The 26,153-nt window shown below is 73.0% G+C and carries 23 protein-coding genes; 16 read left to right on the forward strand and 7 right to left on the reverse strand.

Annotated features, from left to right (window positions below; translation table 11 throughout):
- Positions 1-14: 14 nt before the first annotated feature.
- The 3 genes from H181DRAFT_RS14035 (at position 15) to H181DRAFT_RS14045 (ending at position 2,453) form a co-directional block, all read left to right on the forward strand.
- Positions 15-851: an aldo/keto reductase gene (locus H181DRAFT_RS14035; protein ID WP_045864699.1), complete on the forward strand. Its 837-nt coding sequence runs from the start codon at positions 15-17 to the stop codon at positions 849-851.
- Positions 852-1,086: 235 nt separating this feature from the next.
- On the forward strand, positions 1,087-1,674 hold the full coding sequence (locus H181DRAFT_RS14040; protein WP_045864700.1) for a sigma-70 family RNA polymerase sigma factor: 588 nt from the start codon (positions 1,087-1,089) through the stop codon (positions 1,672-1,674).
- The gene (locus tag H181DRAFT_RS14045) at positions 1,671-2,453 is read left to right on the forward strand and encodes an anti-sigma factor (RefSeq protein WP_045864701.1); all 783 of its coding nucleotides are present in this window, start codon (positions 1,671-1,673) and stop codon (positions 2,451-2,453) included. Before H181DRAFT_RS14040 ends, H181DRAFT_RS14045 begins: the two co-directional genes overlap by 4 nt.
- A gap of 37 nt (positions 2,454-2,490) precedes the next feature.
- Here the strand turns inward: H181DRAFT_RS14045 and H181DRAFT_RS14050 are convergent, their stop codons facing one another.
- Genes H181DRAFT_RS14050 through H181DRAFT_RS14070 form a run of 5 tightly spaced genes read right to left on the reverse strand, consistent with a single transcriptional unit; the run spans position 2,491 to position 7,982 of the window.
- Complete coding sequence (locus H181DRAFT_RS14050) at positions 2,491-3,324, reverse strand: DUF1295 domain-containing protein (RefSeq protein ID WP_045864702.1); 834 nt, start codon at positions 3,322-3,324, stop codon at positions 2,491-2,493.
- Positions 3,321-4,604: an SAM-dependent methyltransferase gene (locus tag H181DRAFT_RS14055; protein ID WP_045864703.1), complete on the reverse strand. Its 1,284-nt coding sequence runs from the start codon at positions 4,602-4,604 to the stop codon at positions 3,321-3,323. The genes H181DRAFT_RS14050 and H181DRAFT_RS14055 overlap by 4 nt, the downstream gene beginning before the upstream one ends.
- Positions 4,601-5,884 carry an SAM-dependent methyltransferase gene (locus H181DRAFT_RS14060; protein WP_045864817.1) on the reverse strand — a complete coding sequence of 428 codons (1,284 nt, stop codon included), beginning with the start codon at positions 5,882-5,884 and terminating at the stop codon, positions 4,601-4,603. Before H181DRAFT_RS14060 ends, H181DRAFT_RS14055 begins: the two co-directional genes overlap by 4 nt.
- Before the next feature lie 35 nt (positions 5,885-5,919).
- The gene (locus tag H181DRAFT_RS14065) at positions 5,920-6,618 is read right to left on the reverse strand and encodes a DUF1365 family protein (protein ID WP_368073267.1); all 699 of its coding nucleotides are present in this window, start codon (positions 6,616-6,618) and stop codon (positions 5,920-5,922) included.
- Between the two features lie 56 nt (positions 6,619-6,674).
- Positions 6,675-7,982, reverse strand: a complete 1,308-nt coding sequence (locus H181DRAFT_RS14070) for an NAD(P)/FAD-dependent oxidoreductase (protein WP_045864704.1) — start codon at positions 7,980-7,982, stop codon at positions 6,675-6,677.
- A gap of 298 nt (positions 7,983-8,280) precedes the next feature.
- Between H181DRAFT_RS14070 and H181DRAFT_RS14075 the strand changes: the two genes are divergently transcribed.
- From H181DRAFT_RS14075 to H181DRAFT_RS14085, 3 genes are all read left to right on the forward strand, one after another.
- Positions 8,281-9,876 (forward strand): molybdopterin-dependent oxidoreductase, encoded by a 1,596-nt coding sequence (locus tag H181DRAFT_RS14075; RefSeq protein ID WP_045864819.1) that lies wholly within the window; start codon positions 8,281-8,283, stop codon positions 9,874-9,876.
- Positions 9,877-9,955: 79 nt separating this feature from the next.
- Complete coding sequence (locus H181DRAFT_RS14080) at positions 9,956-10,597, forward strand: fasciclin domain-containing protein (protein WP_045864705.1); 642 nt, start codon at positions 9,956-9,958, stop codon at positions 10,595-10,597.
- Between the two features lie 205 nt (positions 10,598-10,802).
- Complete coding sequence (locus H181DRAFT_RS14085) at positions 10,803-11,978, forward strand: S1 family peptidase (RefSeq protein WP_045864706.1); 1,176 nt, start codon at positions 10,803-10,805, stop codon at positions 11,976-11,978.
- 162 nt (positions 11,979-12,140) lie between these two features.
- Here the strand turns inward: H181DRAFT_RS14085 and H181DRAFT_RS14090 are convergent, their stop codons facing one another.
- Positions 12,141-12,446 (reverse strand): 4a-hydroxytetrahydrobiopterin dehydratase, encoded by a 306-nt coding sequence (locus tag H181DRAFT_RS14090; RefSeq protein ID WP_045864707.1) that lies wholly within the window; start codon positions 12,444-12,446, stop codon positions 12,141-12,143.
- A 244-nt stretch (positions 12,447-12,690) separates the two neighbouring features.
- On the opposite strand from H181DRAFT_RS14090, the gene H181DRAFT_RS14095 reads away from it, so the two are divergent.
- The 10 genes from H181DRAFT_RS14095 to H181DRAFT_RS14140 all read left to right on the forward strand — a co-directional run bounded on the left by H181DRAFT_RS14095 (position 12,691) and on the right by H181DRAFT_RS14140 (position 23,642).
- Positions 12,691-13,449, forward strand: a complete 759-nt coding sequence (locus tag H181DRAFT_RS14095) for a helix-turn-helix domain-containing protein (protein ID WP_254666840.1) — start codon at positions 12,691-12,693, stop codon at positions 13,447-13,449.
- A gap of 303 nt (positions 13,450-13,752) precedes the next feature.
- Positions 13,753-14,889 (forward strand): LacI family DNA-binding transcriptional regulator, encoded by a 1,137-nt coding sequence (locus tag H181DRAFT_RS14100; protein WP_074467854.1) that lies wholly within the window; start codon positions 13,753-13,755, stop codon positions 14,887-14,889.
- Positions 14,883-16,169 carry an extracellular solute-binding protein gene (locus tag H181DRAFT_RS14105; RefSeq protein WP_045864709.1) on the forward strand — a complete coding sequence of 429 codons (1,287 nt, stop codon included), beginning with the start codon at positions 14,883-14,885 and terminating at the stop codon, positions 16,167-16,169. Before H181DRAFT_RS14100 ends, H181DRAFT_RS14105 begins: the two co-directional genes overlap by 7 nt.
- Positions 16,170-16,178: 9 nt before the next feature.
- The gene (locus tag H181DRAFT_RS14110) at positions 16,179-17,102 is read left to right on the forward strand and encodes a carbohydrate ABC transporter permease (protein ID WP_045864710.1); all 924 of its coding nucleotides are present in this window, start codon (positions 16,179-16,181) and stop codon (positions 17,100-17,102) included.
- Between the two features lie 3 nt (positions 17,103-17,105).
- Positions 17,106-17,951 carry a carbohydrate ABC transporter permease gene (locus tag H181DRAFT_RS14115; RefSeq protein WP_045864711.1) on the forward strand — a complete coding sequence of 282 codons (846 nt, stop codon included), beginning with the start codon at positions 17,106-17,108 and terminating at the stop codon, positions 17,949-17,951.
- Positions 17,952-18,027: 76 nt separating this feature from the next.
- Entirely contained in the window at positions 18,028-19,044 is a 1,017-nt protein-coding gene (locus H181DRAFT_RS14120) for a glycoside hydrolase family 130 protein (protein ID WP_045864821.1), read from the forward strand.
- Complete coding sequence (locus H181DRAFT_RS14125) at positions 19,041-20,705, forward strand: glycoside hydrolase family 13 protein (RefSeq protein WP_045864712.1); 1,665 nt, start codon at positions 19,041-19,043, stop codon at positions 20,703-20,705. Before H181DRAFT_RS14120 ends, H181DRAFT_RS14125 begins: the two co-directional genes overlap by 4 nt.
- A gap of 147 nt (positions 20,706-20,852) precedes the next feature.
- Positions 20,853-21,872: a PHP domain-containing protein gene (locus H181DRAFT_RS14130; protein WP_045864713.1), complete on the forward strand. Its 1,020-nt coding sequence runs from the start codon at positions 20,853-20,855 to the stop codon at positions 21,870-21,872.
- A gap of 114 nt (positions 21,873-21,986) precedes the next feature.
- Positions 21,987-22,382, forward strand: coding sequence for a YrhK family protein (locus tag H181DRAFT_RS14135; protein WP_254666831.1), 396 nt, complete (start codon positions 21,987-21,989; stop codon positions 22,380-22,382).
- Between the two features lie 189 nt (positions 22,383-22,571).
- Positions 22,572-23,642, forward strand: a complete 1,071-nt coding sequence (locus tag H181DRAFT_RS14140; protein WP_045864714.1) for a fatty acid desaturase family protein — start codon at positions 22,572-22,574, stop codon at positions 23,640-23,642.
- On the opposite strand, the gene H181DRAFT_RS14145 is transcribed toward H181DRAFT_RS14140, so the two are convergent.
- Positions 23,588-26,017: a phage holin family protein gene (locus H181DRAFT_RS14145; protein ID WP_254666832.1), complete on the reverse strand. Its 2,430-nt coding sequence runs from the start codon at positions 26,015-26,017 to the stop codon at positions 23,588-23,590. The genes H181DRAFT_RS14140 and H181DRAFT_RS14145 overlap by 55 nt on opposite strands.
- Positions 26,018-26,153 lie beyond the last annotated feature (136 nt).

Genomic DNA, 26,153 nt, shown 5'->3' on the forward strand with positions numbered 1-26,153 from the left:
GAGGACGAACGCTCGTGAGCAACGTTCCCGCCATCACCCTCAACAACGGCAGCGCCATGCCGCAGCTCGGCTTCGGCGTCTGGCAGGTGCCCGACGACGAGGCGGCGCGCGCCGTGGGCACGGCGCTCGAAGCGGGCTACCGCAGCATCGACACGGCGGCCGTCTACGAGAACGAGCGCGGCACCGGCCGGGGCATCGCCGCGTCCGGCGTGCCGCGCGAGGACATCTTCGTGACGACCAAGCTGTGGAACTCCGACCAGGGCCACGACTCCACGCTGCGCGCGTTCGACGCTTCGCTGGAGCGGCTCGGCCTGGACTACGTCGACCTCTACCTCATCCACTGGCCCATGCCGGACACCGGCACGTACGTGGACACCTGGAAGGCGTTCGAGAAGATCTACGCGGAGGGCAGGGCGAAGGCCGTCGGCGTCTCGAACTTCCACGAGCCGCACCTGCGGCGGCTGCTGGAGGAGACCGGCACCGTCCCGGCCCTCAACCAGGTCGAGCTCCACCCGCATCTCCAGCAGAGCGCTCTGCGCGCGTTCCACGCGGACCACGGCATCGCGACGGAGGCGTGGTCCCCGCTGGGCCAGGGCAAGGAGCTCCTCCAGGAGCCGGCGCTGAAGGCGGTCGCCGAGAAGCACGGCAAGACGGCGGCTCAGGTGGTCCTGCGCTGGCATCTCCAGGTGGGCAACGTCGTGATCCCGAAGTCCGTCACGCCCGCCCGCATCAGGGAGAACATCGACGTCTTCGACTTCGAGCTGGACGCGGGGGACCTGGAGGCCGTCGCCGCCCTCGACTCCGGCACCCGGCTGGGGCCCGACCCGGACTCGATGCACTTCACCGGCTGAGGGCCGCCGGCGCGGGGCGCGGTCGCGACCGCGCCCCGCGCCGGCCGCTCGTCACCATCTGGTTCCCGGACCAATCCGGCGGGACCGCGGCCACGAAGCACCTCTGTGGACACATCCCGGGAGGAACCATGACCACGGCCAGGCTCCGCCGTTCCGCGCGGCACCGTATCCAGGCGGCCGGCGCCCCGCCCATGTGCGCGCCTCGCGTCCCCGAGCGGGAGGACGGTGGCGCACCGTGAACGAGGCCGTGCACGTCGCCGGTACGGAGGGCGGGGCCGGGCCCGACCTGGCCGAGCTGCTGACGGAGGTCGCACGCGGCGACCAGGACGCCTTCGCCGAGGTCTACGACCAGATCGCCGGCCCCGTGCTCGGGCTGGTGAGGAGCGTGCTGCGCGACCCGGCGCAGTCCGAGGAGGTCGCCCAGGAGGTGCTGGTGGAGGTGTGGCGTACGGTCGCGCAGTTCCAGCCGGACAAGGGCAGCGCCATGTCGTGGGTGATGACCTTCGCCCACCGGCGGGCCGTGGACCGGGTGCGCTCGGCACAGGCGACCTCGGACCGCGAGCACCGGGCCGCGCTGCTCGACCAGACACCCGCGTTCGACGAGGTCACGGAGGCCGTCGAGGCGAGGCTGGAACGCGAACAGGTCCGCAGGTGCCTGCGCACCCTGACCGAGCTCCAGCGCCAGTCGGTGGTCCTCGCCTACTACCGGGGCCTGACCTACCGCGAGGTCGCCGAACTGCTCGCGCAGCCGCTCGGCACCGTGAAGACCCGGCTCCGGGACGGGCTGATCCGGCTGCGCGACTGCCTGGGGGTGACGGCGTGAGGGCCGGCGCCGAACTGCACACGCTGACGGGCGCGTACGCCCTGCACGCGCTGCCGGAGGCCGAACGCGAGGAGTTCGAGCAGCACCTCGCCGCATGCCCTTCCTGCGACGGGGAGGTCGCGGAGCTGAAGGCCACGGCCGTACGGCTGGGTCTCGCTGTCTCGGCACCGGCGCCGCCCGAGATGCGCGACCGGGTGCTGCGCCGGATCGCCGAGGTCCGCCAGGAGCCCCCGAGGCTGAAGCACGGCGGGCGGCCAGGGGCGGAGGGCCCGCGCGGAGGCGGAACGTCCCCGGGCCTGCGTGCGCTGCCCCGCTTCGCGCTCGCGGCCTGTCTCGCCGCGGCGGCCGCGTTCGGCGGCATCGCCGTGTGGCAGTACGAGTCGGCCCGCAACGCCCGCGAACAGGCGGAGCAGACGCGGCAGCAGCAGGCGGAGCTGGCCCGGGTGCTGGCCGCGCCGGATGCGAGGACGACCGGCCGGAGCGCGCTGCCGGGCGGCGCCACGGGCGCCGTCGTCGTCTCCCGGGACCGCGACCGGGCCGCTTTCCTCGCCTCCGGGATGGCGGCGCCGCCCGACGGCAAGGTCTACCAACTGTGGTTCGCCGACGGGGAGAAGATGCGCTCCGCCGGGCTGATGGAGTCGGCCGGCGGCAGCGACGCCGTGCTGATGGAGGGCGGCGTCGGCGAGGCGTCCGCCATGGGCATCACCGTCGAGCCGGCGGGCGGTTCACGCCGGCCGACGAGCGAGCCGCTCGCCCTGGTGGAGCTGCCGGGGGCCTGAGGGCCCTGGGGCCCCGGGTCCGTGCCGGGCCCGGGGCTCAGTGCTGTGCGGTGCCGTCCCGCGCTCGGGGAGGCATCGGGAAGAAGCCGCTGGTACGGGCGGCGTACGCGGCGTACCCGGGGCGGTCCGCCAACTGCCGCTCCAGCAGCCGCTTCCCGCTCCCCACGGTCAGCAGCAGGCTCATCACCACGGGGGAGACGACGGCCGCCGCGGCGACTGCCCAGTCGCCGCAGGCCAGCAGGTAGAGCCCCCACCAGACCATGAAGTCCCCGAAGTAGTTCGGGTGCCGGGTGAGCCTCCACAGGCCGCGGTCCATGACGCGGAAGCCGTTCCGGTCGCGTGCGCCGGGATCGTCCTTGAAGCGGGCGAGCTGGGCGTCGCCGACGGTCTCGAAGAAGAAGCCCGTCAGCCAGGCCGTCACACCGAGGGCCGCGAGGGCGTTCATCGGGCCGGGCAGGTACTGCGCGGCCTGCACCGGCAGCGAGACCAGCCAGACCAGTGCGCCCTGGAGCAGATACACCATGCGCAGGGCGTACAGGTCCGGGTTGCCGGGGGCCTTCGCCAGCATCCGCGCGTACCGCGGGTCCTCGCCGTGGCCCCGGCCGCGCAGCGCGATGTGCCCGGCGAGCCGCAGTCCCCAGGCCGCCGTCAGCACCGTCACGATCAGCCGCCGCCCGTCGTGGCCCTGCCCGTCGGAGAGCACGAAGGTGAGCAGGGCGACGGCGGTGAAGGCGAGCCCCCAGGCCACGTCGACGACGCGGTGCACTCCCTTGACGACGGCGACGCCGAAGGTGGCCAGCATGACCGCGAGGGCCGCGCCGCCGGACGCGGCAAGGTTCAGCCAGAAGTGGCCCCACGGGAAGCCGCTCACCTGACGCCCCCTGCCATTCCGCTGCGGCCGTCGGCGTCGGCGCGCACGGCCAGGATCTGGTCCACGCCCATCCGTCCCTCCTCGAAGGCGAGCATCCCTCCCGCCAGGTACAGCCGCCACACGCGGGCGGTCTCCTCGCCCGCCAGCCGCACCACTTCGGCCCGCCGCTCCTCCAGGGTCCGGTGCCAGGCCGCGACGGTGCGCACGTAGTCCTCGCGCAGCGACTCCACCCCCCGGACCTCCAGACCGGCCCTCTCCAGGAGCGAGACGGTGTCGCCGAGCGGACGCATGTGCATGTCGGGGGCGATGTAGCTCTCGATGAAGGCGCCGCCGCCCGGGGCGACACTCCCCCGGGACATCTGCTGGACGAGCACCCGGCCGCGCGGGCGGAGCATCGCGCGCAACGAGTCGGCGAACGCGGGGTATTCGGCGTCGCCGACGTGTTCGCCCATCTCGATGACGGCGACCGCGTCGTACGTACCCGGTGGGATGTCGCGGTAGTCGCGCAACTGCACGTCGACCAGTTCCTCCAGGCCCTCCGCACGGACCCGCCGGGTCACGGTCTCCGCCTGCTCCCGTGCCAGGGTGACGGCCGTGACCCGGGCCTTGTGATGACGCGCGGCGTGCACGGTGAGCGAGCCCCAGCCGCACCCGACGTCCAGAAGGGTGTCCCCGGGGCGCAGGCCCAGCTTGCGGCAGACGGCATCGAGCTTGTCGTGCTGGGCGTCGGCGAGGCCGTACGCGGGGTCGCCGGGGCGCCGCCAGTAGCCGCAGGAGTACGCCATCGACGCATCCAGGAACAGGGCGTAGAAGTCGCTGGGCAGGTCGTAGTGGTGGCTGATCGCGGCGCGGTCGCGGGCGCGGCTGTGCAGCCGTCCGGCCGGGCTGGCCCGGAGGGCGGGCACGGGAGGCCGGGGGCCCGCGGCGCCCAGCCGCAGCAGTGTGACCAGCGCGCGGGCACGGTCGCCCGTGCTCAGCCGGGTCGGGCGGGGACCGCGTGACCGCACGGTGCCCCGGACGGTGCGCAGTGCGTCGGCCAACTCGCCCTCGACGTCCAGGTCCTGGGTGATGTACGCCTCGGCGAGGCCGAGTTCGCCGGGCTGCCACAGCAGCCGGCGCAGTGCGCGCGGCGAACGGAGCACTACGACGGCTGCGTCTTCGGCCGCCTCGCCGGGGGCGGTCCCGCTGCCGTCCCAGGCGCGCAGCCGGACGGGCAGAGGGTTGCCGAGCACCGCGCGGAGCAGGGGTGAGAGGCGTTGTGCGGCACCGTCCGGGTTCATGCGCTCTCCTCGTTCGCGGGATCCGCGGTGTCGTCGGGACGGGTGAGCAGCAGCTGCCTCACGTCGAGGTAGCCGGAGCGGAACCCCGCCTCGGAGTAGGCGAGGTAGAAGGTCCACATCCGCTCGAAGGTGGAGTCGAAGCCGAGGGCCGCGACGTCGGGGGCGCGTTCCGTGAACCGCTCCCGCCACAGCCGCAGCGTCTCCGCGTAGTGCGGTCCGAAGGCGTCCTGCCGCGCCAGGCGCAGCCCCGTCGCGTCCCGCGCCGTGCGGGTGAGGGCGTCGAGCGAGGGCAGGAAGCCGCCGGGGAAGACGTACTTCTGGATCCAGGTGTAGGTACGCCGGGTTGCCAGCATCCGCTCGTGCGGCATGGTGATGGCCTGGAGGGCCGCCCGTCCGCCGGGCGCCAGCAGCCGGTCGACGGTCTCGAAGTAGACGGGCCAGAACTCCGCGCCCACGGCTTCGATCATCTCGACGCTGACGACGGCGTCGTAGGAGCCGGTCAGCTGCCGGTAGTCGCGCAGCAGCAGGGTCACCCGCTCCTGGTGGCCGGCTTCGCGTATCCGCTCGCGGGCCAGGGCCAGTTGCTCGGCGGAGAGGGTGGTGGTGACGACGTGCGCTCCCCGCTCGGCGGCGCGCAGCGCCAGTTCGCCCCAGCCGGTGCCGATCTCCAGCAGCCGTGTACCGGGGCCGACTTCGGCGAGGTCCAGCAGCCGGTCGATCTTCCGGCGCTGGGCGGCCGCGAGGTCGGACCGGGAAGCGGGCAGGCCGCGGAAGAGCGCGGAGGAGTAGCTCATCGTCTCGTCGAGGAAGAGCGCGAAGAGCTCGTTGGACAGGTCGTAGTGGTGGTGGACGTTCTCCTGTGCGCGGCCTTCCGTGTTGCGCTGACGTGCGGGGTGCCGGCGCGCCCACAGCCCGCGCAGCCGCTGCAGGCCCGGCGGTACGAGGTCGCCGACGTGCCCGGCCAGGACGGTCAGCACGCCGACGAGGTCGGGCGCGTCCCACTCCCCCGCCATGTAGGACTCCCCGAAGCCGATGAGCCCGGCGCGGCCGATCCGGCGGAAGAAGGCGTCGGGGTCGTGCAGTTGGAGCAGCGGCCCGCCCCGGCCGAGGACCTCACCGGCGGGTGTCCTCACCCGCAGGGGCAGACGCTCCAGGGCGCCGCGCACGATCCGGCCCGCGACGGCGGTGCGTACGGGCGCGGGCGGCGGTTCACGGGTGATGTCGGGCCAGCGCGGCGGGTCGGCGGCGCCGGGGGCGGACTGCGCGGCTTCGACGGGCAGTCCGGGCCGCGCGGATTCGGACGGTGGGTACAAGCTCACCCCAGGCCCTCCTGACTCGGATGACGGGGTCGGGGACGGACGGGCAGTCCGCGCAGGTACAGGCGGATCCCGTGCAGCCGGATCGCGATGGACACGGCGGCTGTCGGCCAGGGGTGCCGGAGCGCTGTCCGGAGTATTCCGGCCGTGGTGGCGGGGCGTCTCCGTCCCCGCACGGTCGCGGTGAACGGGCTGCGTCCCGCGCGGTCCAGACGGACCGTCAGCCGCAGCTCCTCGCCGGGCTCCGGCAGCTGCATCCGGTAGGCGCCGTCGGCGGGGAAGAACGGCGAGACGTAGAACTCCTTGCCGGTGGTGGCCACTTGGTCCTCGTCGGGGTGCAGCAGGTAGCAGTGGCGTTCGCCGTAGGTGTTGTGCACCTCCGCCACCACGCAGGTACGCCGGCCATCGGCGCGGTGGCACCAGTACAGCGTGAGCGGGTTGAACACATGGCCCAGGACCCGGGCGTTGGTGAGCATCAGTACCTGCCCGGTCGGCGCGCCGACTCCGCGTGCGGCGAGGAACCGCTCCAGCCCGGCCCGGATGGTCGGGGCGCCGCCGCCGAAGTGGTCGCGGCTCTCGAAGCGGGCAAGCGGACGCAGCGGGCGTGGCAGGCGCGGCAACCGGTCGATGTCCGCGAGCCACATGTAGGTGCGGTGCCGCACCGTGTGACGCAGCGGATGGCTGCGGGTGTGCGTCACCAGGCAGTGGTAGAGGGCTCCTTCACCCGGCGGGCCCTGACTTTCCCTGCGCGGGCTCACCACCGCACCCCCAGCGCCGCGGCGGCGGCCACGCCCGAGCGGCAACCGTCCTCGTGGAAGCCCCAGCCGTGGTAGGCACCCGCGAAAGCGGTCACGGCGGAGGAGAGTTCGGGCAGACGGTGCTGCGCCGCCACCGACTCCGGCGTGCAGACGGGGTGTTCGTAGACCATCCGGGCCAGCACCGAAGCCTGGTCCACGCTTTCCCCGCCGCCCAGGGTGACCAGCGGGTGCTCCGGGCCGTCCAGGCGCTGGAGCCGCTTCATGTCGTAGCTGATGCGGACCGATCCCGCGGCCGAACGGCAGGAGGGCATCAGGTAGTTCCACGAGGCGCGGGCTCCGCGGGCCCGCGGGAGCACCGACGGATCCGTGTGCAGCAGCGTGGGGTTGCGGGAGTAGCGGAACGCGCCGAGTACCTGCCGTTCCCTGTCGGTCGGGTCGGCGAGCAGTCGCAGAGCGCGGTCGGCGTGGGTGGCCATCACGACCGCGTCGAAGCGGTGCGCGGTCCCGTCCTCGGTGACGACCTCGGCGCCGTCGGGGTATCGGCGCACTGCGCGCACCGATGTCGAGGTGTGAACTGCCGTGAGCTGCTTGGCGATCCGCTCCACGTAGGTGCGCGAGCCGCCGGTGACCGTGCGCCACGAGGGCGACCCGCCGACGCTCAGCATGCCGTGGTGGTCGAGGAAGCGGAACAGATAGCGGGCCGGGTAGCGCAGCGCCGTGGCCGGGTCGCAGGACCAGACTGCGGCGACCAGCGGGGTCGTGAAGTGCGAGACGAAGTACGGGGAGAAGCCGCCGCGGGAGAGGAACTCGCCCAGGGTGACGGCGTCTTCGTCGCTCTCGCCGTCCTTGCCCCCGGCCCGCTCCAGCACCCGCCGGGCCCGCAGGTGGAATCGGGGGATCTCCGCGAGCATCCGCAGGAAGCGGGGGCGGGCGGCGTTCCGGGGCTGGGCGAACACGCCGCGGAGCCCGCGCGCACCCGCGTATTCGAGGCCGCAGCCCCGGCACCGCACCGACATGCTCATCTCGGACTCCTGCGTGGGGACGCCGAGTTCACGGAAGAGACGCAGCAGCAGCGGATACGTGCGCTCGTTGTGGACGATGAATCCGGAGTCGATCTGCCGCAAGCGGCCGTCCGCATACGGGACGTCATGGGTGTGCGCGTGCCCGCCGAGGCGATCGTCCGCTTCGAACAGTGAGACCGAGTCGGTGCGCCGGAGCACGTGTGCGGCCGTCAGGCCCGCAACTCCGCTGCCCACCACGGCGATCCGGCGACCGCCGCAGACCCCGTCGCTGCCGCTTGCCATGCCGCTCCTCACGTAGCCCGCGAACAATCCCTCTCGGGGTGCTTCGGAGCCCGCGGAGCGGCGGCTTGGTCGCGTGCGGAGCTTTCTTCTCGGCGGCCTGAACTGCGGGATTTCCCCCAGCCGGACCAATCCCGGCGCCCCCGTGCCCCGAATGCGGGATGTGACCACCGACCGAGAGACGACCGCGAAGACGACGGCGAACACGGCCGCGGACAACACCCCGGAGCCGGTCTCCGCCGGCGCCGTCCGCCCCGACGGGGGACGGCGCCGACTTCGAGGGCTGCGCGCCGTGCTGGGCATGGCCGGGGGCCTCTCGGCAGGTGTCGCGGCGCTGGCCGTCGCCGAGCTGACGTCGGTGGCCGTGCGTCCGGAGGCGAGCCCGCTGACCGCGGTCGGCGGCGCCGTCATCGACCGGACCCCGGCCGCGGTGCAGGACTTCGCGATCCGCACCTTCGGCGATCAGGACAAGCTCGCACTCCAACTGGGCATCGTGGCGCTGCTGGTGCTGTCCGCCCTGTCCCTCGGCCTGCTCTCGCTGCGGCGTCCGCGCACGGGTGCCGCGGGAGTGCTCGCCTTCGGAGCGGCCGGGGCCGCGGCCGCCCTGGAACGGCCGGAGGCCGGGCCGGCGGCGGCGGTCCCGTCGGCGCTGGGCGCTCTTGCGGGCGCCGGTGTGCTGCTGCTCCTCGCGGCCCGGCTGACCGAAGTGCCGTCGCCCGCCCGGGAGTTCACCGACCCCGAGCCCGCCGCGCCGGGCGGCCCGGGCACCTCCGCGGGGGACGCCGGGCGTCCGGCCTCAGCGGCCTCCTTCGACCGGCGCGGTTTCGCCGTCACGGCAGGGGCGGTCCTCGCGGGTTCGGCGGGAGCGGGGCTGCTCGGCCGCCGCCTCAACGGTTCGCGGCGTGCGCGGGCCGCCGCCTCCCGGTCGTCCGTCGTGCTTCCCGCGCCCGCCTCGCGTGCCGCACCGGTACCGCGCGGGGCCGACCTCGGGATCGACGGGGTGGAACCGTTCGTCACGCCCGGCAAGGACTTCTACCGCGTGGACACCGCGCTGACCGTCCCCCGCGTCGACGTGGCGGGATGGCGGCTGCGCGTCCACGGGCGCGGTGTGCGCCGTCCGTTGACGCTGGCCTTCGACGACCTGCTGGACCGGAAGCTGATCGAGCGGCATATCACGCTCACCTGCGTCTCGAACCAGGTCGGCGGGTCCTACGCGGGCAACGCGCGCTGGCTCGGCGTGCCCCTGGCAGATCTGCTGCGGGAGGCCGGGGTGCGGCCGCCGTCCCGCGGCGGGCCGGCGGACCAGCTGGTGGCCCGTTCGGTGGACGGCATGACGCTGGGCAGTCCGGTCGAGACCGTCATGGACGGCCGGGACGCGCTCCTCGCGGTCGGCATGAACGGCGAGCCGCTGCCCTTCGAGCACGGCTTCCCCGTCCGCATGGTCGTACCCGGGCTCTACGGCTACGTGTCGGCCTGCAAGTGGCTGCGCGACCTGGAGCTGACGACCTTCGACGACTACGACGTGTACTGGGTCAAGCGCGACTGGGCCCGCGAGGCGCCGGTGAAGACGCAGTCCCGGATCGACACGCCCAAGCCGCTCGCCTCCGTGCGGCCCGGCAGGGTGCGGGTCGCCGGCGTCGCGTGGGCACAGCACAGGGGCATCGAACGCGTGGAGGTGCGCGTCGACGACGGCCCATGGCGCAAGGCGGCCCTGGCCGAGGAGGACAGCCGCGACACCTGGCGGCAGTGGGTCTGGGAATGGCGGGCCACCCCGGGCAGCCACCGGCTCCAGGTGCGGGCGACGGACGGGCGCGGCGTGACACAGACCGCCGAACGCGTCGGGACGGTTCCCGACGGCGCGACCGGACGGCACTCGGTGGTGGTCGACGTGACCTGATCCCACCGAGCTCCCACAGACCGCCCGTCAACCGACTCAGGGACTCCGACGGAGTTCCCGAACCCCAGGAGAGAACACCATGAACACCTCACGCATCCGCCGTACGCTCGTCGCCGTCTCCGCCCTCGCCCTGCTGCCCATGGGGGTCGCCGCCTGTTCGAGCGACAGCGGCGGCGGCGAGAAGGCGTCGGACAAGGAGAAGTCCGCGCCGAAGGACTCGGAGCCGAAGAAGCCGGAGGCTGCGAGCGGCGAGTTCGGCTCCGCCTGCGCGGCGGTTCCCAAGACCGGCAAGGGCAGCTTCAAGGGCATGGCCCAGGACCCGGTCGCCACTGCCGCGAGCAACAATCCCGAACTGTCGACCCTGGTGAGCGCGGTCAAGAAGGCCGGGCTCGTCGACACCCTGAACAGCTCGAAGGACATCACGGTGTTCGCGCCGACCAATGCCGCCTTCGACAAGATCCCGAAGGCCGACCTGGAGAAGGTGCTCGCCGACAAGAAGACCCTGACCAAGATCCTCACCTACCACGTGGTGGGTGAGCCGCTGGACAAGGCGAAGCTGGCCGACGGCTCGTACCCGACGCTGGCGAAGGAGGAACTGACCACCAGCGGATCCGGCGACTCCTACAAGGTCAACGGCAAGGCCGCCGTGGGCTGTGGCGACGTGAAGACGGCCAACGCCACCGTGCACATCGTCGACTCGGTTCTGATGCCGCCGAAGTAGGCGGGACGCGGGTCCGGGGCGGGACGCGGGTCCCGGCCCGCGCGGGCGGCGACCTGCCGTCAGCGGGCGCCGGTGGCGGCCAGGCCGCCACCGGCGCCCGCGGGTGCGCCCATCTGGTCCACGCACGGGTGGTGCCGCCCGCACCGCCGCCGGACGCTGAAGCATGGGCCGGTCACGCCCGTGCACCAGCGAACGAGGAGAGCGCATGCCCCGTAAGGTCCCTGTCCTCGCCGCCACGGCCATGGCCGTCGGCGCCCTCGCCATCGGCTCCCTGCCCGCCGCCGCGGAGCCCTCTCCCCCCGGGCAGTCGCCCACCGGCGGCACCGCCCCGGCCCCCGAGGTGGCCCCCGGGATGCTCAAGAGCATCAGCCGCGACCTGGGCATCACCACGTCCCAGGCCAGGACCAGGCTCGTCAACGAGCGGCAGGCCGCGGCAATCGAGAAGACCCTCCGCAAGAAGCTCGGGTCTCGCTACGGGGGCGCCTGGGTCACCGGATCGACCTCGAAGCTGACCGTCGCCACCACCGACCGGCGCGACACCCGCGTCATCACCGCCGCCGGGGCCACCGCCGAAGTGGTCGAGCACAGCCTCGCCGAGCTGGAGGCCGCCAAGGAGGCCCTGGACCGTACGGCGCTGAACCGGGCGCCGCGCGCCACGTCGGTGTGGGCGGTGGACGTGCAGTCCAACAGCGTGCTCGTACGGGCGGGGCAGCCCGCCGCCGCCAAGGACTTCCTCACCCGGAGCGGCGCGGCTCCGGAACTCGTCCGTGTGACGCAGTCCGCGGAGCGGCCACGTCTCTACGCGGAGGACCTGCGCGGCGGGGAGTCGTACTACTCCAACGGTTCCACGCGCTGCTCGATCGGCTTCGCCGTCACCAAGGGCGGCAAGGACGGCTTCCTGACCGCCGGGCACTGCGGCAAGGCAGGTGCGAAGACGACGGGCCACAACCGGGCGGCGCAGGGCACGGTGCGGGCCCGCTCGTTCCCCGGCGACGACTTCGGGTGGGTCGAGGCCAACAGCGGCTGGCGGGCGACGCCTTACGTGAAGGGCACGGGCGGCGCGAACGTGACCGTCTCCGGGTCGCAGCAGATGCCGCCCGGCTCGTCCGTGTGCCGCTCCGGCTCCACGAGCGGCTGGCGCTGCGGCACGATCGAGCAGCACGGGGCCACCATCACCTACGAGGAAGGCACCGTCGAGGGGCTGACACGCAGCACCGTCTGCGCCGAACCCGGCGACTCCGGCGGCCCGTTCATCTCGAGCGACCAGGCCCAGGGGACGACGTCCGGCGGCTCGGGCGACTGCTCCCTCGGAGGCACGACGTACTACCAGCCGGTGAGCGAGCCGCTGAAGAAGTACGGCCTCACCCTGAAGACGGGCTGAGAGCGAGGACGGGACTTCGGCCCGGCCGCCTCGACCGGCGGCCGGGCCCGGCCTGTTGACCGTGGCGCGTCCGCACCCGGTGGTCGGCGCAGTCCGGCCGAAGGCGGCTCTCGTGTACGGCTGCCGGTGATGAGCCGGGCGCGGTCAGCTCGCGGGGCGCGGTCAGCTCGCGCCGTGCCCGGGGGCGATCTCCTCGATACGGCGGGCCAGTTGGACGTCCTTGTCCGTCACCTTCCCACCGACGCTGTGGGTGTTCACCGTCACCGAGAGCTCGCCGTAGCCCAGCCTCATCTCCGAGTGGTGGTTCAACTCCTCCTGGATGGCGGCCACATGGACGACCATGGCCGCGGCCGGCAGGTGCTTGGCGAAGGAGTACGTGCGCGAGATGCTCTCGCCGTCCGTCGTCCAGCCGGTGAGTCCGGCCAGTGCTTCCTCGGTCTGCTGCCGGCTCAGAGGTTCTGGTGCCATGAGGGTCTCGCTTCCTTCTCTCTCGAGGGTCTGACGCCAGCGTAGGAGCCGGCTGCCTCCCGTGCCCGGCGGACGGCTCGCGGCACCGCACGCGCCGTAGACTCGGCGCATGACGAACGCCCGGCCGGTCCCCTCGGCCGAAGGTGGGCGGGACCGCGGCCCCTCGGCCGGAACGGGCAGGGGACCAGAGGAGGGTCCCGGCTCCCAGGGCCGACAGGGCGCCGCTCGCGGCCCGGTGGGCCCGATGCTGCGCCACTGGCGCGAGCGTGCGGGGCTCAGCCAGCTCGAACTCGCCCTGCGCGCCGACTCGTCCAGCCGCCACATCAGCTTCGTCGAGACGGGCCGCGCCGTGCCCGGACGCGACATGCTGCTGCGGCTGGCCGAGCATCTGGACGTCCCCGTCAGGGAGCGCAACTCGCTGCTGCTGGCGGCCGGTTACGCCCCGCACTACCCCACGACTCCGGCGCGCTCCCCCGCCCTCGACGCGCTCCGTGCCGACCTGGAGCGGACGGTCACGGCCTACGAGCCGTACCCGGCGCTCGCCGTCGACGGCGCGTACGAGGTGATCGCGGCCAACCGCGGCATCGCGATGCTGCTGGAGGGCGTCCCCGGCGAGCTGCTCGCGCCGCCGCTCAACGCCATGCGCGTCACCCTCCACCCCGAGGGCCTGGCGCCGCGCATCCTCAACTTCCGGGAGTGGCGCGGCCATCTGCTGCGGCAGATGGAGCGGCAGCTCGCACTGCTCCGGTCCGAGGAGCTGCGCCGGCTGTACGAGGAGGTCTCGGCGTACCCGCTGCCGCCGGGCGGCGAGGAGAGCGCGGGCGGCGACAGCCCCTTCGCGCTGCCGCTCGTCATCGAGCACGAGGGCCGCCGGCTCTCGTTCCTCTCGACGATCACGACCTTCAACACACCGGTGGACGTGACCGTCTCGGAACTCGCGGTGGAGGCGTTCCTGCCGGCCGGGCCGGAGACGGCCGGGGAACTGCGCCGGCTCCTGCCGTAGCGGGCGAACTCGCGCCGCGCACGAGCAGTCGGACGCCCCGGGCCGGACGGGCCCTCCCGGCGTGCTCCGGGGCCCGGCGGAGAAGATTCGCCGCACCCGTTGACACCTCGCACGGCCATCCGATTAAGTGCAGGCATTGCGCGGGAGTTAAAGCGGTTTAAACGCAATGTAACGCCCGCTACCACGCATTTGGTCAACCACCGTCGCCGGTGCCGTGCTGTCCGGCGTGCCCGTCCCCCCTCGCGCACGCCGGACAGCACGGCACCGGCGCACGCGACACCGACGTACAGACAGGCCCGCTCCATGGCAGCAAGAGACCGGCGTCCCACCATCGCGGACGTGGCGAAACTCGCCGGCGTGTCCCCGAGCGCCGTCTCGTTCGCGCTCAACGGCCGCCCGGGCCTGGCCAAGGACACCAAGGCGCGCATCCTCGCCGCCGCCGCCGAACTCGGCTGGCGCCCGAGCCGGCCCGCGCAGGCCCTCTCCCACGGGAAGGCGGGGGCGTTCGGCCTCGTCCTGACACGGGAGACGGACGCCATCGGCGCCGACCCGTTCTTCCCCGCCTTCATCGCGGGCGTCGAATCGGTCCTCTCCCCCAGGGGCGACTCGCTCGTTCTGCACGTCACCGGTCCCGGCGACGAGGCGGCGGCGTACGAGCGGCTGGCCGCCGACCGGCGCGTCGACGGCGTGCTGCTCACCGACATGCGGGTCGACGACCCCCGGCCGGCTCTCACCAGGAGCCTGAGCATGCCCGCCGTGGTGGTCGGCGACCCGGACTGCGCGCAGGGCTTGTGCGCGGTCGGCCTGGACGACCGTCCCGCCTTCACCGGCGCCGTCGCGCGCCTGGTGGAGCTGGGGCACCGGCACATCGCCCACGTGGCCGGGCCGCAGGAGTTCAGGCACTCCCGCCGTCGGCAGGCGTCGTGGGAGGAGGCCGTCCGCGCGGCGGGGCTCACCCCCGGCCCCGTCCTGCCGGGCGGGTTCACCGCGGACGGCGGCGCGGCGGCGACCCGCGAACTTCTGGCCCTCGGCGACGCGCGTCCCACCGCCATCGTCTACGCCAACGACCTGTCCGCGACCGCCGGCCTGGCCGTCGCCCACGAACTGGGCCTGGCCGTGCCGGGAGACCTCTCGGTCGTCGGCTACGACGACACCCCGCTCGCCGCCTACACCCATCCGCCGCTGGCCTCCGCGCGGGCGGACGCCCTCAGCTGGGGCGCGGCCGCCGCCCGAGCGCTGGACGAGGTCGTCTCCGCGGGCCGGGCGGACGACGTCGAACTCGCCCCGGCCGAACTGCTGCCGCGCGCCTCGATGGGCCCCGCGCCCGCCCGGCCGGCGCCCGTCCGGTCGGCACTGCCCCACCCCGCCTCCGCCGGGGACCGCACGACTCCGGGTGCGCCCCCCGCGTCCGGACCGACAGTACGGAGTGAGCCTTGCTGAGGAAGACGGCAGTGACGCTGCTGGCACTCGCGCTGACGGGCGCGAGCGCCGGCTGTGCCCGTACCGGACCCGACAGCGCCACGGCGGCGACCTCGCGTGGCCCGATCACCGTGTGGCTGTCGAACAACGCCCAAGAGGTGACCTGGGGCAAGAAGATGGTCGCCGAATGGAACAGGGCGCATCCGCGAGAGCGCATCAAGGCCCAGCAGATACCGGCCGGGAAGACCTCCGAGGAGGCGCTCAGCGCTTCGATCGTCGCGGGCAACAGCGCGTGCCTCGTCTTCAACACCTCGCCCGCCTCGGTGCCGCAGTTCCAGAAGCAGGCCGGCCTCGTCCCGCTCGACGACTTCCCGGGCGGCGAGCGCTACGTCACCTCGCGCACAGGCGAACGGGCCGACCAGTACCGGTCGGAGGACGGCAAGTTCTACCAACTGCCGTGGAAGAGCAACCCGGTGATGATCCTCTACAACAAGAAGCACTTCGAGAAGGCCGGTCTGGATCCGGAGCATCCGAAGCTGTCCACGTACGAGGACTTCCTGGACAGCTCACGCAAGATCGTCCGCAGCGGTGCCGCCAAGGCGGCGATCTGGCCGGCGCCCAGTTCCGAGTTCTTCCAGTCCTGGTTCGACTTCTACCCGTCCTTCATCGCGGAGAGCGGCGGAAAGCAGCTCGTGAAGGACGGCGAGCCGCAGTTCGACACTCCTGCCGGGCGCCGCGTCGTGAACTTCTGGCGCACGGTCTACCGGGAGAAGCTGGCGCCCCAGGAACTCTTCCCGGGCGACGCCATGGCCGCGGGCAAGTCCGCGATGACCATCGCCGGGCCGTGGGCCGTGGCGGCGTACAAGGACAGCATCGACTGGGGCGTCGTGCCGGTGCCGACCTCCGAGGGACGGTCGTTGGAGGAGACGAGCACGTTCTCGGACGAGAAGTCCGTCTCGATGTTCAGCGCCTGCGAGAACCGGGCCACCGCCTGGGACGTGCTGAAGTTCGCGACGTCGAAGAAGCAGGACGGGGCGTTCCTTCAGGACACCGGCCAGATGCCGATGCGCCCGCACCTGCTCGAGGAGTACGCGCCCTACTTCGAGAAGAACCCCGGCTACCGGAAGTACGCCGAACAGGCCGACCGCACGGTCGAGGTACCCAGCGTCGCCGGCTCCGTCGACGTGTGGCAGGCGCTGCGTGACAGGTGGACCGCTTCCGTCGTCTTCGGCCGGGAGAGGCCCGAGGGCGCGCTGCGCGACGCTTCTCGCGACATCTCCGAGATCCTTGACGAATACTGAGGTCCCCCGATGAGTCTCCCCCTCATATCGCGCTCGCAGGGCAGTGGGCACCGGCCGCGACGGCCGTCGCTGGGAGCCCTGTTCGTCTCCCCGTACGCGCTCTTCCTGCTCGTGGTCTTCGCCGTGCCGCTCGGCTACACGGTCTGGATGTCCTTCCACCGCTTCTACTTCACGGCACCCGGCGCCGACGTGGACGCACCGTGGGTGGGACTGGCCAACTACGCGGACGTGCTCACCGATCCGGTGGTGCAGCGGTCCTTCGTGAACATCGGCATCTTCCTCGTCATCAACGTGCCGCTGACCGTGCTGCTGTCCCTGACGCTGGCGTCGGCGCTCAACGCGAAGCTGCCCCTTCGCTCCTTCTTCCGTGCCGCGTACTACCTGCCGTACGTCACCGCGAGCGTGGCCCTGGTGGCGGTGTGGTCGTTCCTCTTCGGCACCGACGGACTGGTCAACAAGCTGCTGGGCGACCTCGCACCCGACCCGTCATGGCTGGTCAACTCCACGCTGGCGATGCCGGTCGTGGCGGTGTTCGTCACCTGGAAGGGGCTGGGCTTCTTCGTGATGCTCTACCTGGCGGCGCTGCAGAGCGTCCCCGGAGAGCTGTACGAGTCCGCGGCCGTCGACGGTGCGGGACGCGTGCGGACCTTCCTGACGGTGACGGTGCCCGGCGTACGCCATGCCACAACCCTCGTCACGGTGCTCGCCATCATCACCGGCTCCAACCTCTTCACCGAGCCGTATCTGCTCACCGGCGGCGGCGGGCCCGATCACGCCTCGGCCTCCCCGGTCCTGATCCTTTACCAGAAGGGCATCGAGCAGGCGCACCCGGACTTCGCGGCCGCGCTGGGCGTGGTACTCGTCCTCTTCGTGGTGACGCTCTCCCTGATCGCCCGCAGGTTCACCGAGAAGAACGACGAGAAGGGAGCCTGAGCCATGAATCCGAGTCGCGGTTCCGCTCGCCGTCCACTGAGCCTGCTGGTGCTTCTGCTGGGTGCCGTCGTCTTCCTCTTCCCGTTTCTCTACATGTTCGGAGAGTCGCTGCAGAAGGCGACCACGGGCGACCTGGGATCGGCGGTCCCCCGCCCGGGCAGCAGCGGGACACAGAACTACGAGGCCATCAACACCGCCATCTCACTGGGCACTTCACTGATCAACTCCGGCATCTTCACGATGGGCGTGTTGCTGTGCACCCTCGTCCTGGGCGTACTCACCGGATACGCCCTCGCCCGGCTGCACTTCCGCGGCCGCGGCACGCTCTTCGCCACGCTGCTCCTCGTACAGACCGTGCCGTTCCAGTTGTTGATGCTGCCGCTGTACGTGCTGGTGGTGCGGGACTACGGGCTGGGCGACAGCTACCTGGGGATGATCCTGCCCTTCGCGATCAACTCCACGGCCGTCTTCCTCTTCCGCCAGTTCTTCCTGCAGATGCCCCCCGAACTCTTCGAGCAGGCGCGCATCGACGGCGCCGGGGAACTGCGCGTCCTGTGGCGCGTCGCCATACCCATGGCGCGTCCCGCACTGCTCACCGGCACACTGCTCACCTTCATCGGTCCCTGGAACGAGTTCCTCTGGCCGTTCCTGGTGACCAAGGACGCCTCCATGCAGCCCCTCGCCGTCTCCCTGGCGGGCTTCATGAGCAATCTGCGCGGCACCGTGGAGAACCCGGCGGGGGCCCTCATGGCCGGGGCCTGCGTCCTGGCCGCCCCCGCCGTGGTGCTCTTCCTCCTCTTCCAGCGCCACTTCACCCAGACCGACATCGATTCCGGAATAAAGGGCTGATCGCACCGTGCTCGACCGCACCACTCACACCGACCCGACCCGCATCCCGTACCGGCTCGTCCGGGAGGGTGTCGTCATGTCGCCCTCTCCGGGAGATCCCCTGGAGGCGGAGGGTGTGCTCAACCCCGCGTCCGGACGCACCGAGGACGGTGCCCTGCACCTGCTGCCCCGCCTCGTGGCCGAGGGCAACGTCTCGCGCGTCGGACTCGCCGAAGTGACCCTGACCGAGGGCGTCCCGACGGGCGTCACCCGGCGGGGAGTCGTGCTCGCACCCGACGAGGGCTGGGAGCGCGGCAAGAACAACGCGGGAGTCGAGGACCCCAGGGTGACGTGGATCCCGAGCCTCGGGCACTACGTGATGTCCTACGTCGCCTACGGGCCGCTCGGCCCCAAGCCCGCGCTCGCCGTCTCGGAGGACCTGCGCGAGTGGCGGCGGCTGGGGCCGCTCCAGTTCGCCTACCAGGCCGACCTGGACACCGACCTCAACCTCTTCCCCAACAAGGACGTCGTGCACTTCCCCGTGCCGGTGCCCGGCCCCGACGGCGCCCCCGCGTACGCGATGCTGCACCGGCCCATGTGGGACCTCTCCTGGTTCCGGCCCGGCGAAGGGGTGCATCTGCCCGCGGGCGTGACCGACGAACGCCCCGGCATCTGGATCTCCTACGTGCCCGTCGCCGAGGCCGAGAAGGACATCACCGCGCTCACCCGGCCCCGCGACCACCGTCTCGTCGCGATGTCCGAACACCCCTGGGAGAGCCTGAAGATCGGCGCCGGGCCGGCACCCATCCAGGTCGAGGAGGGGTGGCTGCTGATCCACCACGGCGTCTCCGGAAGCATCGAGGACCCGTTCGCGCAGAACCAGAAGGTCAGTTACGCGGCCGGGGCGATGATCCTCGACCCGGCGGACCCCGCGAAGGTCCTCGCCCGTTCCGCGGAGCCGCTGATGGCCCCGGAGACCGAGGAGGAGCGCTCCGGGACGGTGCCGAACGTGGTCTTCCCCACCGCGATCGAGGAGATCGGCGGCGTGACGTACGTCTTCTACGGCATGGCGGACGCGCACATCGGCGTCGCCCGGCTGGAACGCACGGAGTGAACCGCCCGACGCCCGCGCCACCACCCGCCCCGCGCGGCGAGTGGTGGCGCGACGCCGTCTGCTACGAGATCCACCCGCGCTCCTTCGCCGACTCCGACGGCGACGGCATCGGCGACCTGGCCGGAGCGCGGCGGCGCCTGCCCCACCTGCACCGGCTGGGCGTCGACGCGGTGTGGCTCACGCCGTTCTGCCCGTCGCCGCTGGCCGACGCAGGGTACGACATCAGCGACCACACCGCGGTGGCGTCCGACGTCGGCACGGTCGCCGACCTGGACGCCTTCACCGCGGAGGCCCACCGCCTCGGCCTGCGCGTCCTGGTCGACCTCGTCCCCAACCACACCTCCCACGAGCACCCCTGGTTCCTCGAAGCGCTCGCGGCGCCGCCCGGCGCCCCCGCCAGGGAGCGCTACATCTTCCGGCCGGGGCGCGGCCCGGACGGCGCGGAGCCGCCCAACGACTGGCGCTCCGCCTTCGGCGGCCCCGCCTGGACCCGGACGGACGGCGGCGAGTGGTACCTGCATCTGCACGCCCCCGAGCAGCCGGACCTCGACTGGCGGAACCCCGAGGTGCACGCCGAGTTCGAACGCGTCATGCGCTGGTGGCTCGACCACGGCGTGGACGGCTTCCGCGTGGACGTCGCCCACGCCCTCTTCAAGGCGGACGGCCTGCCGGACGCGGGCCCCGGCCAGCACGAGGACCCGGCGCGCAACCACCTCATGCCGTACTACGACCAGGAGGAGCTGCACCCGCTCTACCGGAGCTGGCGTGCCCTGCTGGACGGCCACCCGGCGGGTCCCCCCGGTTCCTGCGCACCGCGGGAGCGGGTACTCGTCGCCGAGGCGGCCGTCTTCGAACCCGCGCGCCTCGCCCGCTACGTGCGCCCCGGCGAGATGCAGCAGACCTTCAACTTCGCCTTCCTGGAAGCCGATTGGGACCAGCGGCAGCTTCACGGAGTGATCGCCGACTCGGCCCGCGCGATGGAGTCGGTCGGCGCCCCCGTCACCTGGGTGCTCTCCAGCCACGACGCGGTACGGCCGGTCACCCGCTTCGGCGGCGGACGGAGGGGCCGGCAGCGGGCACGTGCCGCCGCGCTGCTGATGCTGGCGCTGCCCGGTACGGCGTACGTCTACCAGGGCGAGGAGCTGGGGCTCCCCCAGGCGGACCTTCCCGACGAGCGCCTCCGCGACCCCGTCTGGGAACGTTCGGGCCGCACCGAGCGCGGACGGGACGGCTGCCGGGTGCCGCTGCCGTGGTCGGGGAGCCGCCCGCCGTACGGCTTCTCCCGGGCGGCCCCCGGTGACTGCTGGTTCCCCCAGCCGGACGGCTGGGCGCACCTCACCGCCGCGGCGCAGGAGGACGACCCGGATTCGATGCTGTCGCTGTACAGGGAGGCCCTGCGCATCCGCCGCGACCACCCCGTGGCGCCGGGCGGTGCCCCGTTCCGGCTGCTGAACCCGCCCGGCGCCGGCCACCTGGCCTTCGACCGCGGCGGGCTGCGGTGCGTCGTCAACTTCGGGCCCGGCCCGCTCCGGCTTCCCGCGGGCTCCCGGACGCTGCTCGCCAGCGGCCCGGTGCCCGACGGCGAGGTGCCCGCCGACACGGCGGTGTGGCTGCCCGCCCCGACGGACCCGGCGGCTCCGGTCGTGTCCTCCACGGGCTGACGTCCAGGCGGGCCGCGCGCCGACGGGCCCCGGACCGCGCGGCCCCCGGCCTCGGCGGGCACGGCCGCGTGTCGTGCAGCACCGTGGAAAGGAGCAGGGTGAGCAGCGCGCGGAGAGACGCACCGCGCGCCGTCGAGGAGGCGAGCGTTGGATCCCCGGAGCGCACTGGAGCGGATCGCGTTCCTGCTGGAACGCGAGCAGGCCCCCACGTACCGGGTGCGGGCCTTCCGCACCGCCGCGGACGTACTCGCGCGGCTCGCCCCGGACGAGGTCGCCGAACGCGCCTCCTCCGGGTCTCTGGAGTCGCTCAAGGGCGTGGGCCCGAAGACCGCCCAGGTCGTGCGGGAGGCGCTGCGGGGCGAGGTCCCCGGCTACCTGGCGAAGCTGGAGTCCGAGACCGGGACGGTGTCCCAGCCCTCGGGCGAGGCGGGTGAGCTGCGCGGGGCGCTGCGCGGTGACTGCCATCTCCACTCCGACTGGTCGGACGGCGGCAGCCCGATCGAGGCCATGGCGCGCACGGCGGCGGAGCTCGGGCACGAGTGGGCGGTGCTGACGGACCACTCACCGCGGCTGACGGTCGCGAGGGGCCTCTCGGCGGAGCGGCTGCGCGAACAGCTCGGGGTGGTGGCGGAGGTCAACGAGCGGCTGGCGCCGTTCCGGCTGCTCACCGGCATCGAGTGCGACATCCTCCTGGACGGTTCGCTGGACCAGGAGGAGGAGCTGCTGGCGGAGCTGGACGTCGTCGTCGCGTCGGTCCACTCCAAGTTGCGGATGTCCCGGCCGGACATGACGCGCAGGATGCTCGCGGCGGTGCGCAACCCGCTCGTCGACGTGCTGGGGCACTGCACGGGGCGGCTGCTCTCGGGCAGCAGGGCACGTCCGGAGTCGCAGTTCGACGCGGAGGCGGTGTTCGCGGCCTGCGAGGAGTCGGGAACGGCCGTGGAGATCAACTGCCGTCCGGAACGGCTCGATCCGCCGCGCCGGCTGCTGCGTCAGGCGGTGGACGCGGGGGTCCTCTTCTCGATCGACACCGACGCGCACGCGCCCGGCCAGCTCGACTGGCAGATCAACGGCTGCACGCGTGCAGTGGAGTGCGGTGTCCCGGCCGGACGTGTCATCAACACCTGGGGCGCGGAGGAGCTGCTGAGCTGGGCCCACGGCGGCTGACGCCCGCGGCGTGCCACGCGGCCGCTGGTCGGACGGGCCGGCTGCCCGCGACCGGACCGCTCCCGCAGCCGGGGCCGGCGCCGGACGTCACCGGTTCGTCCACAGGAGGAAACAGTGTCCCAGCCGAACGACGACGCGCACGGCAAGCGGGGAGACGGAGAGCGTGCGGGCGGCAGCCGCCCGCACGGGCAGCGGCGCGCGCACGGGCGGGCACACGGGGCCGGCGAGCGGGAGCCGTCCCTGAAGATGCGCATGGAGCGCGAAGAGCTGATGCTCCGTCAGCGCTACGAGTACGCGTCCATCGTCAACGACATCCTGATCGCGCTGTGGTTCCTGGCGGGCAGCGTCATGTTCTTCTTCACCGTGTGGCAGACGGCGGGCACCTGGTGCTTCGTCCTCGGCAGCGTGGAGCTGCTGGTCAGGCCCGTGATCCGGCTGGCCAGGCGCATCCATCTCCAGCGCAAGCAGGGCGACGGCCGCTACGCGCACGAGTCCTCGCAGGACTTCTGACACCGCCGGCCGCACGGCCACGCTCCCGCACGGCCGCCCCGCCGACGGCGGGCGGAGAACGGAAGACAGAGGACGGAGAACGGAGGGAGGGGGTGGACGTAGCACCACCCCCTCCCTGAGGTCCGCACCCCCGGCGGGAGGCATGCTGCGCGGCTGTCCGCGCACACCGGCCGCCGGGAGCCTTGTCCCATGACGACAGCGTTCGCGGAACCCCCAGCATCTTCAGCTCCGGAAACCGAGCCGCAGCGCGGCAGCGACTTCGCCCGGCTGTCCCGTCGCGTGGCCGACGCCGGGCTGCTGCGGCGGCGGCCCGGCTACTACACCGTCCGCCTCACTCTCGTGGGGCTCGCCCTCGCAGGCGGCTGGACGGCGTTCTTCGCCCTGGGCGAGAGCTGGTGGCAGCTCGCGGTCGCCGCGTTCCTGGGGCTGGTCTTCGGTCAGCTCGCCCTGGCCGCCCACGACCTGGCACACCGGCAGGTCTTCTCCGGGCGCAGGGCCAGCGAGGTGGGCGGCCGGATCGTCGGCAACCTCGGCGTGGGCATGTCGTACGGCTGGTGGATGAACAAGCACACCAGGCACCACGCGAACCCCAACCACGAGGAGCTGGACCCCGACGTCGCACCCGACATCCTCGTCTGGTCACGGGACCAGGCACGAGCGGCGAAGGGGCTGCCCGGGTTCATAGGACGCCACCAGGCCGCGCTCTTCTTCCCGCTGCTGACGCTGGAGGGCTTCAACCTGCACGTCTCCAGCGTCCGGGCGCTGCGGCAGCCGCACATGAAGCGGCGGCTGCTGGAAGGGGCGCTGCTCTTCGCCCATCTGGCCGGCTATCTCGCCGCGATCTTCGCCGTGCTGCCCGCCGGCATGGCCGTCGCGTTCCTCTTCCTCCATCAGGCCGTCTTCGGCGTCTACCTGGGTTCGATCTTCGCGCCCAACCACAAGGGCATGCCGACGCTCACGGGTGACGACCGCCCCGACTTCCTGCGCCGCCAGGTCCTCACCTCCCGCAACGTGACGGGCGGCCGGCTGACGGACATCGCTCTCGGCGGGCTCAACCACCAGATCGAGCACCACCTGTTCCCGAGCATGCCCTCACCGCATCTGCGCCGGGCACGGGTCATCGTCCGCGAGTACTGCGCCGAGCTGGGCATCGCCTACCACGAGACGGGGCTCGTCGCGTCGTGGCGTGAGGCTCTGCGGCACCTTCACGAAGTGGGCGCGCCCCTGCGCGAGGAGCGGCGGTCCCCGGCGTCGTCCTGAGAGTCCCCGCCCTCGGGCCGCGCCGGCCGGTCGTCCTGGCCGGGCGGCTTGAGGGGCCCGGGCACCCGGGCGTCACGTGAGGGTCCCGGGACCGGCGCGGGGGCGTCCGGGCCCGGGACGTCGGCCATCCCTGTCACATCGGCCATCCCTGCCACATCGCCCGGCCCTGTCCCATCGGCCGTCACGGCCGGGTCACCCGCACCCGCCGGGTCACCCGCACCCGTGGCGTCGTCGTGCCGCGCCCCCCGGCCCGCCCGCTGTACGTCCTCGGTGCCGGCGGTGCCGGGTACGGACTCCTCCGCGGCCTCGTTCAGCCAGCGCCGCAGCACGAGGTGGAGCCGTTCCGCCCCGGCCAGCTCCTCGCCTTCCCCGGCCGGAGCGGACAGTTCGACGGGAGAGAGCAGGAAGCCCTGGTTCTGGGGGCCGCCCAGGCCGCCGTGGGAGCCGATCTGCTCCTCGAACGCGTGCACCGCGCCGCTCTCCGGCTCGACGACCGAGTTGACCATGATGTCCGGCACGTTGCGGAACCCCGCAGTGCGGCGGACGACCTCCACGGCCCCCGGCCCGAACGGCGCGAGCGGGTCGCTCCCCCCGACGACCTCGCCCGATTCCAGCCGGTGCGCGCTGCCGTCCCTGCCGAGCACGACGGGCCCGTGCTCCTCGCTGTGCACGAGCAGGAAGCCGATACCGGGATGGTCCGCCAGCGTCCGCAGCAGCGCGGGATGCCGCTTGTCCATCTGCTCCATCGACATGCGGCCCGGTACGTCGGGGAAGGAGACGAGGCCCAGGTTGCCCGAGGCGAGCACCAGCGGACCGGCTCCGCGCTGCGGCCTTCCCCCGGTGCCCCGCAGCAAGCCGTCCTCCGGCCGGTGCAGCGCGGCGCGCGCCGCCTCGCGCGCCTCGGCGCCGCTGGGCGTGCGCCCCACCCGGCGCGAGACGGAGAGGCCGCAGCCGGCGCGTACGAGGTCTTCCAGCGTGAGCCCGTACGCGCCCCGGAACGTCTCCCCCGGGCTCTGGCCGTGATCGGAGAGGAAGACGATCCGGTACGGCCGGGGCGCCCGCTCCGCGGCCTTGGCGATCAGGGCGAGCGACCTGTCCAGCCGGCGCAGCACCAGCCGGGCGTCCCGGCTCCGCGGCCCCGAGTGGTGGGCGACCTCGTCGTAGGCGACGAGGTCGGCGTAGACGGCGGTCCGTCCGCTGAAGACGTCCCCCAGCACCGAGGCGACGACGACGTCACGCTGCACCACCGTGGCGAACGCCCTGATGAGGGGGTAGAGGCCGCCCCGCGGGACCCGGGGCCGCTCCCTGCGCAGGCGTGCACGCGTCGACTGGACGGTCTCCCGCAGCACCTCGGCCACGAAGGAGACGGCGGTGCGGGTGGCGTTGGCGGGGTCGGAGAAGTAGGCGAAGTACCCGGCGCGGGAACGGTTCTCCCGTCCGCGCCGCGCGGCCACCGACAGCACGAGGGCGACCTGCTCGGCGCCGCCGCTGAAGAGGTTCCCGCGGCTCGCGCCGTCCTGAGCGAGCAGACCGCGGTCGCCCGTCTCCTCCACGGCGCGCCGCTGCAGTTCGGCGGCGCCGCTCGGCCGGTTGCTGACGATCACCTCGCCCCGGTCCTTCTCGTACCAGCGGAAGGCCGGGACGTCCCTGTTGCAGCCGTAGAGGATGCCGAGCTGGCTGGCCCCCGTCTGCGACGACCAGTCGGTGCGCCAGCGGGCGAGGCGGTGCGTGGTGCCGTGCATCGCGGCGAGCGCGGGCATCAGCGGAGGCTCCCCGGGAGCGCCGTGCAGGGCCTCCCGCAGCATGTCGTAGCCCAGCCCGTCGAGCTGCACGAAGACGGTGCCCGGGGTGCGCGGGCCCTCGCCGGCGCCTTCACGGCGGCGACGGCGGTCGGCGAGGCGGGCGAGCCGCCGGCGGTAGGCGCCGTCGTCCCGTACGGCCAGCGCCGTGCTCGTCGCGGAGGACGCCGCCGACATCACCGCCGCGACGACGACCGCGGTGCCCGCGTCGGCCGAACCGCGCCCGTAGGGCACCAGCGACAGCGCCAGCCACAGCAGCGAGCCGTTGAGGAAGAACACGAGAGCGCCCAGGACAAGGGCGGGGACCAGCAGCAGGGCCCGGACCAGCACGGGCCACACCAGCGCGCCCAGCAGGCCGAAGACCCCGGCCCCTATGGCGGCGGTGGTGCCGATGAACGTCGCGCTGCTGCCTTCGGGCGACTGGAGGCGGAAGTCGGGCAGGACGGCCGCGAGAACCAGCAGGGTGAGGGTGCTCACCGTCCACACCGCGAGGACCCGCAGCGCGGCGGCGCCCAGGTTCCGCCAGCGGCCGGGCGCCCGCAGGGGCGGGATCGGGGGAAACATCCACAGTCGCATGCTTCCTCCCAACTCCGCGCAGGCCCTTGCGGACACGTGAACCCGCCCAACGCGCGGGATATTCTCCACTTTTTCACATTCCGGGATGCGGCAGGCCCGCGCCCTCCCGGTGACCGAGACCCGGCGCATACCCTCG

Source organism: Streptomyces sp. WMMB 714, assembly GCF_900090125.1.
Taxonomy (GTDB): domain Bacteria; phylum Actinomycetota; class Actinomycetes; order Streptomycetales; family Streptomycetaceae; genus Streptomyces; species Streptomyces daqingensis.

Bases quoted from the DNA above. Each gene is read 5' to 3' on its own strand.
- H181DRAFT_RS14055 (WP_045864703.1), bottom strand. From the start codon at position 4,604: ATGAACCCGGACGGTGCCGCACAACGCCTCTCACCCCTGCTCCGCGCG.
- H181DRAFT_RS14070 (WP_045864704.1), bottom strand. From the start codon at position 7,982: ATGGCAAGCGGCAGCGACGGGGTCTGCGGCGGTCGCCGGATCGCCGTG.
- H181DRAFT_RS14075 (WP_045864819.1), top strand. From the start codon at position 8,281: ATGGCCGGGGGCCTCTCGGCAGGTGTCGCGGCGCTGGCCGTCGCCGAG.
- H181DRAFT_RS14080 (WP_045864705.1), top strand. From the start codon at position 9,956: ATGAACACCTCACGCATCCGCCGTACGCTCGTCGCCGTCTCCGCCCTC.
- H181DRAFT_RS14085 (WP_045864706.1), top strand. From the start codon at position 10,803: ATGCCCCGTAAGGTCCCTGTCCTCGCCGCCACGGCCATGGCCGTCGGC.
- H181DRAFT_RS14090 (WP_045864707.1), bottom strand. From the start codon at position 12,446: ATGGCACCAGAACCTCTGAGCCGGCAGCAGACCGAGGAAGCACTGGCC.
- H181DRAFT_RS14095 (WP_254666840.1), top strand. From the start codon at position 12,691: ATGCTGCGCCACTGGCGCGAGCGTGCGGGGCTCAGCCAGCTCGAACTC.
- H181DRAFT_RS14100 (WP_074467854.1), top strand. From the start codon at position 13,753: ATGGCAGCAAGAGACCGGCGTCCCACCATCGCGGACGTGGCGAAACTC.
- H181DRAFT_RS14110 (WP_045864710.1), top strand. From the start codon at position 16,179: ATGAGTCTCCCCCTCATATCGCGCTCGCAGGGCAGTGGGCACCGGCCG.
- H181DRAFT_RS14115 (WP_045864711.1), top strand. From the start codon at position 17,106: ATGAATCCGAGTCGCGGTTCCGCTCGCCGTCCACTGAGCCTGCTGGTG.
- H181DRAFT_RS14120 (WP_045864821.1), top strand. From the start codon at position 18,028: ATGTCGCCCTCTCCGGGAGATCCCCTGGAGGCGGAGGGTGTGCTCAAC.
- H181DRAFT_RS14140 (WP_045864714.1), top strand. From the start codon at position 22,572: ATGACGACAGCGTTCGCGGAACCCCCAGCATCTTCAGCTCCGGAAACC.
- H181DRAFT_RS14145 (WP_254666832.1), bottom strand. From the start codon at position 26,017: ATGCGACTGTGGATGTTTCCCCCGATCCCGCCCCTGCGGGCGCCCGGC.